This window comes from Mesorhizobium sp. CA8, assembly GCF_020164955.1.
Taxonomy (GTDB): Bacteria; Pseudomonadota; Alphaproteobacteria; order Rhizobiales; family Rhizobiaceae; genus Mesorhizobium.
On the sequence record NZ_JAIUHG010000033.1, the window covers coordinates 34,145 to 48,181 of the forward strand.

The 14,037-nt window shown below is 64.3% G+C and carries 11 protein-coding genes and 1 pseudogene; 8 read left to right on the plus strand and 4 right to left on the minus strand.

Annotated elements, in window-relative coordinates:
- Positions 1-67: 67 nt before the first annotated feature.
- Positions 68-265: a hypothetical protein gene (locus tag LB553_RS27105; protein WP_224517877.1), complete on the minus strand. Its 198-nt coding sequence runs from the start codon at positions 263-265 to the stop codon at positions 68-70.
- A 70-nt stretch (positions 266-335) separates the two neighbouring features.
- Between LB553_RS27105 and LB553_RS27110 the strand changes: the two genes are divergently transcribed.
- The 5 genes from LB553_RS27110 to LB553_RS27130 all read left to right on the plus strand — a co-directional run bounded on the left by LB553_RS27110 (position 336) and on the right by LB553_RS27130 (position 5,096).
- Positions 336-1,178 (plus strand): MetQ/NlpA family ABC transporter substrate-binding protein, encoded by an 843-nt coding sequence (locus LB553_RS27110; protein ID WP_224517878.1) that lies wholly within the window; start codon positions 336-338, stop codon positions 1,176-1,178.
- 83 nt (positions 1,179-1,261) lie between these two features.
- Positions 1,262-2,353 carry a methionine ABC transporter ATP-binding protein gene (locus tag LB553_RS27115; protein ID WP_224517879.1) on the plus strand — a complete coding sequence of 364 codons (1,092 nt, stop codon included), beginning with the start codon at positions 1,262-1,264 and terminating at the stop codon, positions 2,351-2,353.
- Entirely contained in the window at positions 2,334-2,990 is a 657-nt protein-coding gene (locus LB553_RS27120) for a methionine ABC transporter permease (protein WP_224517880.1), read from the plus strand. The genes LB553_RS27115 and LB553_RS27120 overlap by 20 nt, the downstream gene beginning before the upstream one ends.
- Positions 2,991-3,276: 286 nt before the next feature.
- A complete protein-coding gene (locus LB553_RS27125) occupies positions 3,277-4,296 on the plus strand; it encodes an isopenicillin N synthase family dioxygenase (protein ID WP_224517881.1) in 1,020 nt (339 codons plus the stop codon).
- Positions 4,297-4,742: 446 nt separating this feature from the next.
- On the plus strand, positions 4,743-5,096 hold the full coding sequence (locus LB553_RS27130; protein WP_224517882.1) for a hypothetical protein: 354 nt from the start codon (positions 4,743-4,745) through the stop codon (positions 5,094-5,096).
- Between the two features lie 141 nt (positions 5,097-5,237).
- On the opposite strand, the gene LB553_RS27135 is transcribed toward LB553_RS27130, so the two are convergent.
- Entirely contained in the window at positions 5,238-6,140 is a 903-nt protein-coding gene (locus LB553_RS27135) for a LysR family transcriptional regulator (RefSeq protein ID WP_224517883.1), read from the minus strand.
- Between the two features lie 102 nt (positions 6,141-6,242).
- Between LB553_RS27135 and LB553_RS27140 the strand changes: the two genes are divergently transcribed.
- Together LB553_RS27140 and LB553_RS27145 are read left to right on the plus strand one after the other, a co-directional pair.
- A complete protein-coding gene (locus LB553_RS27140; protein ID WP_224517884.1) occupies positions 6,243-7,229 on the plus strand; it encodes a zinc-dependent alcohol dehydrogenase family protein in 987 nt (328 codons plus the stop codon).
- Between the two features lie 99 nt (positions 7,230-7,328).
- Positions 7,329-8,288 (plus strand): dihydrodipicolinate synthase family protein, encoded by a 960-nt coding sequence (locus LB553_RS27145; protein ID WP_224517885.1) that lies wholly within the window; start codon positions 7,329-7,331, stop codon positions 8,286-8,288.
- Between the two features lie 63 nt (positions 8,289-8,351).
- Here LB553_RS27145 and LB553_RS27150 read toward each other — a convergent pair whose 3' ends face one another.
- Positions 8,352-9,248, minus strand: coding sequence for an AraC family transcriptional regulator (locus tag LB553_RS27150; protein ID WP_224517886.1), 897 nt, complete (start codon positions 9,246-9,248; stop codon positions 8,352-8,354).
- A 149-nt stretch (positions 9,249-9,397) separates the two neighbouring features.
- Here LB553_RS27150 and LB553_RS27155 point away from each other — a divergent pair.
- Positions 9,398-10,116, plus strand: a pseudogene (locus LB553_RS27155) (SDR family oxidoreductase).
- A gap of 213 nt (positions 10,117-10,329) precedes the next feature.
- Here the strand turns inward: LB553_RS27155 and LB553_RS27160 are convergent.
- Positions 10,330-13,734: an acyl-[ACP]--phospholipid O-acyltransferase gene (locus LB553_RS27160; protein WP_224517887.1), complete on the minus strand. Its 3,405-nt coding sequence runs from the start codon at positions 13,732-13,734 to the stop codon at positions 10,330-10,332.
- Positions 13,735-14,037 lie beyond the last annotated feature (303 nt).

Below are 14,037 nucleotides of genomic sequence, written 5' to 3' on the forward strand. Positions count from 1 at the left end.
TGACGGCCGCGGTCTCGACGCTCAACGCGCTCGGCGTTGCCTGCATCGCCATGCCCTGCAACACCGCTCACCATTGGTGCGAAAAGCCGGCGGCGAACTCTCGCGCCGAGATCGTCCTTATCCGGCGCGCTTCATAGGCGCTGCCCGCGTTTGCCATATCGAACGTCCGCTCGCCGGGTGTGCTCCAAGTCATCAAATCTTTGAGAGAATATTTCCCGCGCTCCGCTTCAGAGGAAATGCGCTTCTTTGCCCGATGAGGCAGCATTGATGATCCTGAGAACAGGGCTTCGCATTCCGCCGGGCCGAACTGATTTCAGGATTGCAAGGAACGCATCATGTCCGACGCTTCAAAGTCTCTCGTTACGTCAATCACCAGGCGCGCCGGACTTGGCGTGCTTCTCGCCACGACATTGGCCGTCATCGGCCTTGGTATGCCGTCGCCATCCTTCGCCGAGGACAAGAAGTCGATCAAAGTCGGCATCATCAGCGGCGAGGATGAGGATGTCTGGCGTGTCGTCACCGCCGAGGCGGCGAAGAAAGGGTTGACCATCGAGACCGTCGTCTTCAACGATTACACCCAGCCCAACGAGGCGCTGGAGCGCGGCGAGATCGACGCCAACGCTTTCCAGCACAAGCCCTATCTCGACAACCAGATCAAGACGCAAGGCTACCACATCGTACCGGTCGGCTATACCGGCGTCTGGCCGATCGGGCTTTATTCGAAGAAGCACGCCAAGGTCGCCGACCTCCCGGAAGGCGCGGTGATCGGCCTGCCGAACGACCCGTCCAACGAAGGGCGCGCGCTGCATGTCCTGGAACATGAAGGCCTGATCGAGCTCAAGGACGGCACCGGCATCCTGGCGACGACCGCCGACATTGCCGACAACCCGAAGAAGCTCGAGATCAAGGAACTCGACGCCGGCATCGTCGGCCGCTCGGTGGACGATCTCGACGCCGCCGTGGTCAACACCGACTGGGCGCTGAAGAGCGGCCTCGGCCCTGAAAACCGCATCGCGCAGGAGCCGGTGGCCGACAATCTCTATCGCAACTTCATCGCTGTCAAAGCGGGCAGCGAGAACGAGCCGTGGGTGAAGACGCTGGTCGCCTCCTATCAGAACGAGACCGTCAAGGCCGAGTTCGACAAGGTCTACAAGGGCACCGGGATCAGCGCCTATTGATCGGGGCCTGGCTGGCACAAATAGGCGGCCCACTGCTGAGCGGGCCGCCGTCGCGTTTGCACGGCACAGAAACGGACATAGAAATGAACCAGCATGTCACGGCCCAACGCGCCGACCCGGTCCACATCCAGCCGACCGGGCGGGAAGACGTTATCCGCCTCGCCGGCCTGAAGCGCCGCTTCGGCGCGACGCCGGCGCTCGACGGCGTCTCGCTGACTGTTCAGAAGGGCGAAATCCTCGGCATCATCGGCCGCAGCGGCGCCGGTAAGTCGACGCTGATCCGCTGCCTGAACGGGTTGGAGCGGGCCGATTCCGGCGAGGTCTTCATCGAGGGTCGCGAGATCGGCCGTCTGAGCGAGCGCGAGCTGCAGCCGCTGCGCCGCCGCATCGGCATGGTGTTCCAGCACTTCAACCTGCTGTCGGCCAAGACAGTCGAGGAGAATGTCGCGCTGCCGCTCAAGATCGAAGGCCGCCCGCGCGCCGAGCGCTTGGCGCGCGCGGCGGAACTGCTGCAGCTCGTCGGTCTGTCGGAGAAAGCCAAGGCCTATCCGGCCTCGCTGTCGGGCGGACAAAAGCAGCGTGTCGGCATCGCCAGGGCGCTTGCCGCCCGACCGGCGCTGCTCCTGTCGGACGAGGCGACCTCGGCGCTCGATCCGGAGACGACGCGCTCGATCCTGGCGCTGCTCAAGGACATCAATTCCAGGCTGGGTCTCACAATCCTGCTCATCACCCACGAGATGGAGGTGATCCGTTCGATCGCCGACCGCGTGGCGGTGATCGATGCCGGCCGCATCGTCGAGGAGGGCGCCGTCTGGCAGGTCTTCGCCAATCCGAAATCCGAGATCACCCGCAGCCTGCTCAGTAGCATCCGGCCGCAATTGCCGCCCGAGATCGCGACCCGGCTGGTTCCGGGCGAAGGTGCGGAAACGATTCTCCGGATCGATGTCGCCGGTGAGACGGCGCGCGGTGCTTTGCTTTCCGATCTTGCCGCGGCGGTGCCAGGCCAGTTCCGCCTGGTGCAAGGCGGCGTCGATCATGTCCAAGGCCAGCCCGTCGGCACGCTGTTCCTGGCCGTTGCCGGCGCTGAAGCCACGCATCTTGCGCGGGTGACGACATTCCTGAACGACCGCGGCGCGCGGGTGGAGGTGCTTGGCCATGTCGCCGGTCTTGTTTGAACTCCTGCTTCGCTCGATCTGGGAGACGGTGCTGATGACCGGCGCGTCGGCTCTCATCTCGCTGGTCTTCGGCCTGCCGCTCGGCCTTGCCTTGGTCGCCACCGACCGCGGCGGCATCGCCGAAAGCCTTTGGGTCAACCGCAGTCTCGGCGCCATCATCAACGGCTTCCGGTCGGTTCCTTTCATCATTTTGCTGGTGGCGCTGATCCCGGTGACGCGGCTGATCGTCGGCACCTCGATCGGCACATGGGCGGCAATCGTGCCATTGTCGATCGCCGCCACACCCTACTACGCCCGCATCGCCGAAGTGTCGCTGCGCGAGGTCGATCACGGCCTGATCGAGGCGGCGCGCGCCATGGGCGGCAACCGCTGGACGATCATTCGCGAGGTGCTGGTGCCGGAAGCGCTGCCGGGCATTGTGGCGGGCTTCACGGTGACGCTGGTGACGCTGGTCGGCGCTTCGGCCATGGCCGGCGCCATCGGCGCCGGCGGTCTCGGCGACCTCGCCATCCGCTATGGCTATCAGCGTTTCGAGACCAGCGTGATGGTCGCTGTGGTCGTCGTGCTCATTGTGCTCGTCTGCGGCATCCAGTGGATTGGCGACCGCCTTGTCGCTCGGCTGGACCATCGCGGATAGAGCGCGGACACGGGACGGCGGCGCGAACGGAATTTGCCGCAAAAGCCGGGAATTGAGCGCCGACTTGCTTCGTTCGCAGCGAGATTGGGTGGTGCGTTTCTTCACCCGCAATGGCGCGCATGTCATCGTGCGACGGGGTCGCTAGAGCAATTCCAGGAAAAGTGCGTAGCGGTTTTCCGTTCGGAATTGCGCCAAAACTAAAGAGAGCAATTCCGAGAAAGTGCGCAGCGGTTTTCCGTCCGGAATCGCAAAAAAACAAAGAGTTGCCGCCCAGAGGAGCCTGTCCATGGCAAGGATAATTCCGGTGCTCGATCTCGACCGCCTTGAGCAGGGCGCATCGGAACTGCGGACATTCTTGTTCGATCTGCGCACCGCCGCCCGCGATGTCGGTTTCTTCTATCTGAGCGGCCACGGCATCACCCAGCGGGAGATCGACGCAGTGCTGGGCGCCGCCCGCCGCTTCTTCGCCTTGCCGGAGGCCGACAAGCTCGACATCGAAATGGTGAAGTCGCCGCAGTTTCGCGGCTATACGCGCGCCGGCGGCGAGCTGACCAGGGGCAAGGCCGACTGGCGCGAGCAGCTCGACGTCGGCGTCGAACGCGCGACCATTCCGCAAGGGCCAGGCGTGCCGGCCTGGACGCGGCTGCAGGGCCCGAACCAGTGGCCGGCCGCGCTCCCCGATCTCAAGCCCGCGCTGCTTGCCTGGCAGGCCAAGGCGACCGATGTGGCGATCCGGCTGCTAAAGGCCTTCGCGCTGTCGCTCGACCAGCCGGAGCACGCTTTCGATCCGATCTATCGCGGCGAACCGAACCATCGCATGAAGATCGTTCGCTATCCCGGCCGCGATGCCACCGGCGACGACCAGGGCGTCGGCGCGCATAAGGATGGCGGCTTCCTCACGCTTCTGCTGCAGGACGAGAACAAGGGCCTGCAGGTCGAATATGACGGCAGCTGGGTCGATGTCGACCCGATCCCGCGAACCCTCGTCGTCAACATCGGCGAGCTGCTTGAACTCGCCTCGAACGGCTATCTCAGAGCCACCGTGCATCGCGTCGTCACGCCGCCGGCCGGCGTCGAACGGATTTCGGTGCCGTTCTTCTTCAGCGCCCGGCTTGACGCCACCGTCCCGCTGCTCGATCTGCCCGAGGAACTGGCGGCCGAAGCGCGCGGCCCGGCCAGCGACCCCGACAATCCGCTTTTCCGCAATGTCGGGACCAACGCACTGAAAAGCCGGCTGAGGTCGCATCCCGACGTGGCGCGGCGTCACTATGCCGATCTTCTGGAAAAAGCATCGGTCGCCGACTGACGATTCCTGATGATTGAGCGAGATTTTTTCGCGATTTCGCTCTTTTTTGGAATTCCGTTCGTGGAAAATACGCCGTTCAGGCCCCAAATAAAGGGCATCGCTCGGTGTTTTCCTCCCATTGCGTCGGGCGATGTTCCCCTCTGAAGGTTATGACCTTCATACTTTGGCCGGGCCGCTTTCGCGCCCGGCCTTTTTCTTATCTGCCGTCGGAATCCGCCGATCAGACCGGCGATGCGCTCCGGCCTGCATATGGATGTCGATCCCTTCACCCGCTCCGGCCCGGTCGGCGGCCGTCTGCTCGCTCGAACTTCAATTTCGTCGCCATCCATCCTGACATGAATGCGCGAACCGTTGTGCTACGGTGCTGATGATGTTCACGGCATCCGCTCGGGCCTGCCGTGAGATGAAGAGGAGAGTTCACCACGTCCAGGATCAGCCGTCGCGCCTTGCTCTTTCATTCCGGCTGCGCTGTCGTCGCCTCGACCGTCGCAGCAAACGGTCACGGCACAAAGGCGCTGAGGCGCAACCGGCAACCGTCCAGGGACCTGGTCGCCCTGATTGAGGCGCACAAGGCAACTTACGCAGCGTTCGGCAAGGTCGTCCACAAAACGGGCAGCCACAGCCGTGACCACATCGAGGCCGGCCTAGCGGAGGAGAGGGCGCTGCTGGCCATCTGCGCCTATCGGGCGGTCAAGCAAGGCGACCACTTGGCCAAGGCCCGATATCTTCTGGAGATCGAGGCGCGCGGCGAGCTCGATCTGCCAGAACACATGCAGGCTCTTCTGCGCTCTACAGTGTGAAAGGCATGAGACTTCCAGCCGCATAGACGGTCAAACCCGCCGCAATGCTGAAGGGTTTCGGGTCGATCATGCTGGCGATACTGTTCCTACCGAAGGGGCTGACGCCTTCGGTGTGATGCAGTGACTGAAATCGGCGTAGAACTAGTTCATCATCTTTGGCAATCCCGCCGCCAGCGTGTCGACGGCCAGCCGCACTTTCAGCGGCAGGTGCGGCGTCTGCAGCCAGAGCGCATGGCAGTCATAGAGGTAGTCGCGTTGCTCAGGCAGCAGGCGGACCAGTGTGCCGCCCTCGATGCGTTCACGCACCAGCCAGTATGGCAACCAGGCCAGTCCCATGCCGTCGGTTGCCGCGTCGGCGATGGCGTCGAGGTCGTCGAGCCGCAGCCGGCCGGCCGGGGCGATCTCGTCGACCGAACCCTCGTCGCGCGTAAACAGCCATGGCTGCAGCACATGGCCGAGCCGCCGGTAGACGATCGCCTGATGGCTGGCGATGTCTTCGGGCTGAAGCGGTCGGCCGAAGCTTTCGATATAGAACGGCGACGCGCAGACGATCATGCGCTGCCGCGCGACGCAGCGCGCGATGATGCCGGCCCTGTCATCCAGCGTGCCGGTGCGGATCGCCAGGTCGAAACCGTCCTCAATGAGATCGGCGAAGCGATCGCTGAGCGACAAGTCCAATTCCAGCGTCGGATAACGCCGTGCCAGCTCGATTAGGATCGGCGTGACGCAGTGGCGACCGAAATGCGCCGGCATCGTCACGCGCAGTGCGCCGCGCGGCTCGGACAACCGATCGGCTGCCAATGCATCGGCCGCTTGCGCTTCGGCCAGCACGATGCGGCAGCGCTCGTAATAGGCGCGCCCGAAATCGGTTAGGCTCTGTCGGCGCGTGGTGCGGTTGATAAGCCGCATACCGAGCCGCTCTTCGAGGAAGCGGACATGCTTGCCGACCATCGGCCCCGACAGGTCGAGCGCCGCCGCGGCGGCCGCGAACGAGCCGAGATCGACAGCCTTGACGAAGACCTCCATGCTTTCGAGGCGATCCATATTCAAAACCAATCGTTTCGACTGTTCTGCCTGTGTGCCGATTTACCGGTTCTCGATACCGCTGCATAGTCCATTCCATCGGTAGGGTTTGGAGTTTCAGGCATGGCAAGGGTTGTTCGCTTTCACAGTCACGGCGGTCCCGAGGTGCTTCGCATCGAGGATATGGATGTTCCGTCGCCGGGACCCGGCGAGGTGCGGATCCGCGTCAGGGCGCTGGGCTTGAACCGCGCCGAAACCTTGATGCGCAACGGCTCTTACATCGAGACGCCGACGCTGCCGTCGGGCCTCGGCCTCGAAGCGGCGGGGATCCTCGAGGCGGTGGGAGCCGGCGTGGAGGTCTTCGCATTGGGCGATGCGGTCAGCATCATCCCGCCGCGCTCGATGGCGCGCTGGCCGGCCTATGGCGAGCTCGTGAATTTCCCGGCCGAGCTTGTGGTGAAACATCCGCCATCGCTCTCGTTCGAAGCCGCCGCTGCGACATGGATGCAATATCTCACCGCCTATGGCGCACTGGCCGATACCGCGCGTCTCGGCCCTGACGAGCCTGTCGTCATCACCGCCGCGTCGAGCAGCGTCGGACTGGCCGCCATCCAGATCGCCAACAGAATTGGCGCGGTGCCGATCGCCGTCACCCGAACGTCGGCCAAAAAGATGGCGCTGCTCGATGCCGGCGCGGCGCATGTGGTGGCCTTGGCCGAGGAGGATATCGAAGCGAGGTTGAGGAAGATCGCACCGCAAGGCGTTCGCGTCGTCCTCGACGCGGTCGGCGGCCCGATCTTCACGCCGCTGACGGCGGCGATGGCGCGCGGCGGCATTCTCATCGAATATGGCGGCCTTAGCCCCGAGCCGACGCCGTTCCCGCTGTTCGATGTCCTGACGAAAACGTTGACGCTGCGCGGCTACCTCGTCCACGAGATCACCGGCGATCCCGCCCGGCTTGAAGCCGCCAAGGCCTTCATCCTCGACGGCCTCGCCGCAGGCGCGCTGAAGCCGGTCATCGCCGGGACGTTTCCGTTCGAGAAGATCGCCGAGGCGCACCGTTTTCTGGAAGCAGGCGAACAGTTCGGCAAGATCGTGGTGACCGTTTGAGGCTCTCTTCAGCCGGAAAAGCGACTATCCGCTTGGCAAGCGGTGCTGCGCCGGGCCAAACTGGTCGTTCCGCATGCCTGCCTCAAGGAGACTTCGAAGATGACCGCCAATGTTTTTTCCGGCTGCATGCCGGCGCTGATGACGCCTTGCACCGATGACCGACTTCCCGACTTCGACGCGCTGGTGCGCAAGGGGCGCGAGCTGATCGCCGCCGGCATGTCGGCCGTCGTCTATTGCGGCTCCATGGGCGACTGGCCGCTGCTGACCGACGCGCAGCGCATGGAAGGCGTCGAGCGCCTGGTGAAGGCCGGCGTTCCGGTGATTGTCGGCACAGGCGCGGTCAACACCGCCAGCGCCGTGGCGCACGCCGCCCACGCGCAAAAGGTCGGCGCGCGGGGCCTGATGGTCATACCGCGCGTGCTCTCGCGCGGGCCGTCGGTGACGGCGCAGCGCCATCATTTCAAGGCGATCCTTGCCGTCGCGCCCGACCTGCCGGCCGTCATCTACAACAGTCCCTATTACGGCTTTGCCACCCGCGCGGACCTCTTCTTCGCGCTGCGCGCCGAGCATCCGAACCTGGTCGGCTTCAAGGAGTTCGGCGGCCCGGCGGATTTGCGCTATGCGGCGGAAAACATCACCAGCCGCGACGATGAGGTCGCGCTGATGATCGGCGTCGACACCGCCGTCTTCCACGGCTTCGTCAATTGCGGAGCATCCGGCGCCATCACCGGCATCGGCAATGTCCTGCCCAAGGAAGTGCTGCATCTCGTGGGCCTCAGCCAGGCAGCGGCCAAGGGCGATGCCGAAGCGCGCCGGCTGGCGCAGGAATTGGACGCGGCGTTGGCCGTGCTGTCCTCTTTCGATGAGGGTCCGGACCTCGTGCTTTATTTCAAGCACATGATGGTGCTGAAGGGTAACCCCGAATACAGGCTGCACTTCAATGAGACGGATGCGCTGAGCGACAGCCAGCGTGGCTATGCCGAGCAGCAGCTCAAGCTGTTCGACACCTGGTATGCGCAGTGGTCGAGGCAGCCCGTCATGGCAAGATACGCGGCCTGAGCCGGCGATCGCGCTGACGAAATCTTCGGCGGTGCAAGCTGCACCGCCGCTCAGCCAAAGTGCCTAATAGGCCGCGGCGGAGTCCGGCATAGCCTGGAGCCGCTCGATGTCCTGACGGGGCGGGGCACCGAACAGGCGCCGATATTCGCGGCTGAACTGCGACGGGCTGTCATAGCCGACCGCGAAACCGGCCGTGCCAGCGTTGGCGCCGTCGGCCAGCATCAGCCTTCGCGCTTCCTGCAGGCGTAGCTGCTTTTGATATTCCAGTGGAGTCATGCGCGTGATCGCCTTGAAGTGAGCATGAAGCGACGACGCGCTCATGCCTGACGCCGCGGCAATCTCGTCGATCCGCAATTGCGCCTGGAAGCCGTTCCGAATCTTAGCGATCGCACGGCTCACCTGGTTCAGGTGGCTATCCACGGTTCCCATTTGACGAAGCGTTGCGCCATGCGGACCGATAAGCAGACGGTAGAGGATTTCGCGCTCTATCAGCGGGGCCAGAACATCGATGGTTTCGGGGCGATCGAGTAGCTTCACCAATCGGCTCGCGGCATCGATCAGGTCCGGGTCGCTTGGATAGACCGCAAGCACAGGCAAGTCCTTCTCGTAAGAAGCCCGCCGCTCCGTCACCAGCAGGTCGGCAAGTGCCGCGAGGTCGAAGTCGATCTTGCAGCATAGATATGGTGCGGCTGGACTGGCCTCGAGAACATGGCCGACCAGAGGCAGGTCGACCGAAACAAGAAGATAGCTCGATGCATCATAGACCACGCTCTGGTCTGCCAGCGAGACGCGCTTCGACCCTTGGGCGATTATGCAAAGCGAAGCTTCATAGACCGCCGGCACCGGCGCGCTGGACCGGTCGGCACGAATGAGCGTCAGCCGGGGGATCGCGCTGCTTGAAATGCCGGGATCCCTGGCATGCCGGGCAATCAGCCCGGCCAGTTCGGTGATTTTTTCCATGCCGCATAAATCTGCATGACGCGGAATGTTGCAAGGCTTGTCCGCCTCGTTTGGAGGATTGTGCAAACTCTTTGGACGATCACACTACCGGTCTTCGCCTGTGCGGCGCCATTTTCCATCCGGTCACCGCAAGCCAAAAAGGAACGATCATGACGGGACTGAAAGACAAAATTGTACTCATCACCGGCGCATCGAGCGGCATCGGCGAAGCGACGGTGCGAGAGCTTGCCGCGGCCGGCGCCAGACTGTTCATCGGAGCCCGGCGCGCCGAGCGTCTGAAAGCGCTGGCCGGGGAAATCGGTGAACGCGTCGCCTGGCGCGAGCTCGACGTAACGGATGCCGAGAGCTTCGAAGCTTTCGCCGACGCCGCTCATGCCCAATTCGGGCAGATCGATGCGCTGGTCAACAATGCCGGCGTCATGCCGCTGTCGCCGCTTGCCGCGCTGAAGCGCGATGAGTGGGCGCGCATGATAAACGTCAACATCTTTGGCGTGCTGAACGGGATCGCTTCGGTGCTGCCGCGCTTCATCGCGCAGAAAAACGGGCACATCGTCAATGTGGCGTCCGTCGGCGCGCATCTCGTGCTGCCCACCGCGGCGGTCTACTGTGGCATGCGGTGTGGGCGATCACCGAAGGCCTGCGGCAGGAGCACGACGACATCCGCGCCACGATCATCTCCCCCGGCGTGACCGCGACCGAGTTGGGCGACGACATCAGCGACCCGCAGGTCGCAGCGGCCTTGAAAGAGTGGCGGCAAAAGTCGCTGACGCCGGACGCCATCGCCCGCGCTATCCGCTTCGCGCTCGACCAACCCGACGGCGTCGACGTCAACGAAGTGATCGTGCGCCCGACCGCGGCCAACATGTAGAGGCTTATCCTGCTGGTCGGCTTGCGGGCGAGGAGCTCCCTGTGCCACGCAGGAGCGCGTGCAAGCTGTCGGTAGGGATCAGTTCGCCCTCAGTGCACCACCATGCGCGCCCGCTCCCGCAGTTCCCTGGGCGCGATGTCATAGTTGCTTTTGAACGGCAGCGATTGGCAATGAACAGGCCGGAGCTTGTTGCCGGCCTGTTCGCGCCCACGGTCAGGCGGCCTTGACCTTCAGTTCTTCGTCGCCGCGCACCATCCTGCTCACGCCGGCGAAGTCGAGCTTGCCGGAACCGAGCACCGGCACTTTCGCCACGACACGCACTTCGGCCGGCACCATCAGGTCCATGGCGCCGTTCGCCTTGGCGAAGGCCAGGAAGTCGGCGCGGGTGGCGTTGGGCGCTTCCGTGATCAGGATCAGCTTCTCGCCCTTGCGCGCGTCCGGCACCGCAGCGACGGCCGACAACCAGCCTTTCCAGAGTTCGCCGGCCAGCGCCTCGACCGCCGCAAGAGAGACCATCTCGCCGCCGATCTTGGCGAAGCGCTTGGCGCGGCCGCGGATCGAGATGAAGCCCGCGTCGTCCACGGTCACGACGTCGCCGGTGTCGTGCCAGCCATTGGCGAGCGGCTCGATCACGCCCGGATTCTCGGTGCGCAGATAGCCGGCCATGACGTTCGGGCCGCGCACGAAGAGCCGGCCGCCCTCGTCGACGCCGGGCACCGGCTCGAGGCGGTACTCCATGCCGGGCATGATTTTACCGACGCTCCCCGACTTGTTGTACATCGGCGTGTTGATGGCGATCACCGGCGCGGTCTCGGTCACGCCATAGCCCTCCAGGATGCGCAGGCCGAACTTCTCCATATAGGTCGTGCGCGTGGCGGCCTTGACCGGTTCCGCGCCGGCGAAGCAGTAGCGCACCGAACGGAAGTCGTACGGATGCGCCGTGCGGGCGTAGCCCGAAAGGAACGTATCGGTGCCGAAGATTATCGTGGCGTTCGAGGCATAGATCAGTTCCGGCACGATGCGGTAGTGCAATGGCGAGGGGTAGAAATAGACCGGCACGCCGGAGATCAGCGGCAGCACCGTGCCCGCCGTCATGCCGAAGGAGTGGAAGATCGGCAGCACGTTGAACACCTTGTCGCCCGAATGGAAGTCGATGCGCGAGGCGGCCTGGGCGGCATTGGCCAGGATGTTGCGATGGGTGAGCACCACGCCCTTGGGCGTGCCTTCCGAGCCCGAGGTGAACAGGATCGCTGCCGGATCGTCCGCCTTGCGCGCCACCCGCGGTGTCGTCTTGCGCAACAGGCCGAGCAGCTTGTCCTTGAGGCCGATCGTGGCCCGCAGATCGTCGAGCCACACGATGTCGACCGAGCGGCCGATCTCCTCCACCACCGGCCCGAGCTTTGCCTGTTCGACAAAGGTGCGGGAGGTGAGCACGGTCCGCACCTCGGCCGCCTTGCAGGCCGACAGGATGTTCGCTGCACCTGCGGTGAAGTTGATCATCGCCGGGACCTTGCCGGCCGACATCACGCCGAGAAGTGCCGCGCAGGCACCATTGGCATTGGGCAGCATGACGCCCAGCGTCTGCTGGCCGGCATAGAGATGCTCGAACTTCTCGCCGAGCACCGCGGCGGCCGTCAGCAGCTTGCCGTAGCTCAGCGAACCAGTGACCGGATCCTGAACGGCGAGCTCCTTCATGCCACGCTCGTTAGCCGTCTCGATGATTTTCTCCAGCACCGTCTTATCGATGTCCTGGGTGCGGAAGACGAGGTCCGACATCACCTGGTAGAGCGCGGAGCCCGCCGCGGCGCGACGCTGGCGGCCCTTCAGTTCCTCCGCGACTTCGAGCTTCACCGGTTCCAGGATGGTCACCTTGACCTTCGGGAACAGGCGATGGCGTACATGCTGCGAGGTCAGCCGCGAGAAATAGCTCTTCTCCAGCCCCTCGATGCGCACCGGCACCACCATAGAGCCCGTCTTGTCGGCAACCATGGCGGCGCCGTCATAAACCTTCATCAGGCCGCCGGTGACGGTGATGCGTCCCTCCGGGAAGATCACCAGCGGATCGCCGCCCTGCACGACCTTGATCAGCGTGCGGGTCGACATCGGCTTCGCCGGATTGAGCGGCAGCGCCCGGGCGAGCTTCATGAACGGCTTCATCCACCAGGCCTGGGCGATGGTGTAGTCGATGGCGAAGACCGGCTCCTCATCGGTCAGCGTCAGCGCCAGCGGGCCATCGAGGAAGCTGACATGGTTGAGCGCCAGGATCGGCGCCTTGCCGGCCGCCTTGAGGTTTTCGACGCCCTCGACCTCCAGCCGCAGGAAGGCGCGGAAGAGGATGGAGACGAAGTCGCGGAAGGGGTTGGTCGGCAGGTATTTCAGCATCAGCCAGGCGGCGATGGCGTTGGCCGCGACAAGGCCGAACAGAATGCCCGCAATCGAGACGCCCGCAGCCTGGATCGCGGCGACGAGGATGCCGCCGACGGTCATGAAGCCGGCATTGACGATGCTGACCGCGGCAACGACCCGGGCGCGGCGCGCTTCCGGCGACCAGGCCTGCACGGCGGCGAAGGTCGGCACCACCAGGAAGGCGGCGGCAATGGCCATGCCGGCGAGGTCGATGGCGACACGGATGGTGTTCGGGCCGGCGAAGAAGGCGGCAAGCGTCACGGCCTCCGGCGAAGGCTGCATGCTGCCGACGGTCCAGGCCAGATGCAGGCCGAACAGCGCAAGCAGCGCGGTGCCGACCGGCGCCGGCAGCAGCACCATGCGCCCTTTCGACATCCAGGCGGCGATGGCCGAGCCGATCGCAATCGAGACGGCGAACACCGCAAGATAGGCGGTGACGGCGATCTCGTTGCCGCCGAGCGAATCCTTGATCATCGCCGGCAGGATCGACAGCACGATCGCGCCGACCAGCCAGAACCACGAGGTCATCAGGCCGGCGCGCCAGATGCGCGTGTCGGTGCGCAGTTCGGCGACCTGGCGCCAGGTCGAGCGGAGGATGTTCTTGTCGATGGCGAGGTTGGGCGCGGCCGAACCGGTGGCGGGGATGTAGCGGCTGACGAACCAGCAGCCGACCGCCAGCGCCATCATGATCGGCCCGAACACCGCGACGCCGACGCCGTCGGCGGAGACAACGCCGCCGGCAATGGTGCCGCCGAGGATCGCGGCGAAGGTCGCCGACTCGATCCAGGCGTTGGCCTTGGGCAGTTCGTTGCGCTCGAGATGATCCGGCAGGATGCCGTACTTGATTGGCCCGAACAGCGCCGAGATGATGCCGAACATCAAGAGCGCCGTCATCAGCACCGGGATCGACGACAGCGCGATGCCGAGGACGGCGACGGCGGCCGCGGCGATCTCGGTGAATTTCAAGCGGCGCGCGATCAGCGCCTTGTCGAAGCGGTCTGCGATCTCGCCGCCAAGCGCCGAAAGCAGCAGGAAGGGCGTCATGAAGACAGCGCCGGCCAGCGTCACCAGCGACGCGGCCTGATCCTTCGCCAGCGTGAAGAGAATGAGGAACACCAGGGTGTTCTTCAGGAAATTGTCGTTGAAGGCCGAGAGGAATTGCGTCCAGAAGAGAGGCGCGAAGCGCCGCGACATCATCAGATGGGTGTTCATGGCAACTTCCATTGGGCAAGTCCGGCTGGCAATCCGATTGGACTGGCGGACACTTGCGCGGTTTGAAACTTGTTTATCGGAAAGCCGTTAAGCTTCGTTACTGCGATTCAATCCAATCCATTTATTTCTTCTTCTTGGTGCCTGGAATCTGTCGCCCATGATCGGCTTCCGGGCCTTCCAGGCACTCGACTGTTTGCGGACTTGATTGTCGGCGAGCATCGATATGATCCTTTCGTTTCAGGGTGAGTGTGGCTCGGCACAGGCTTGTTTCAGGTTGGATACATTTCCTTGAACATCGTTCAA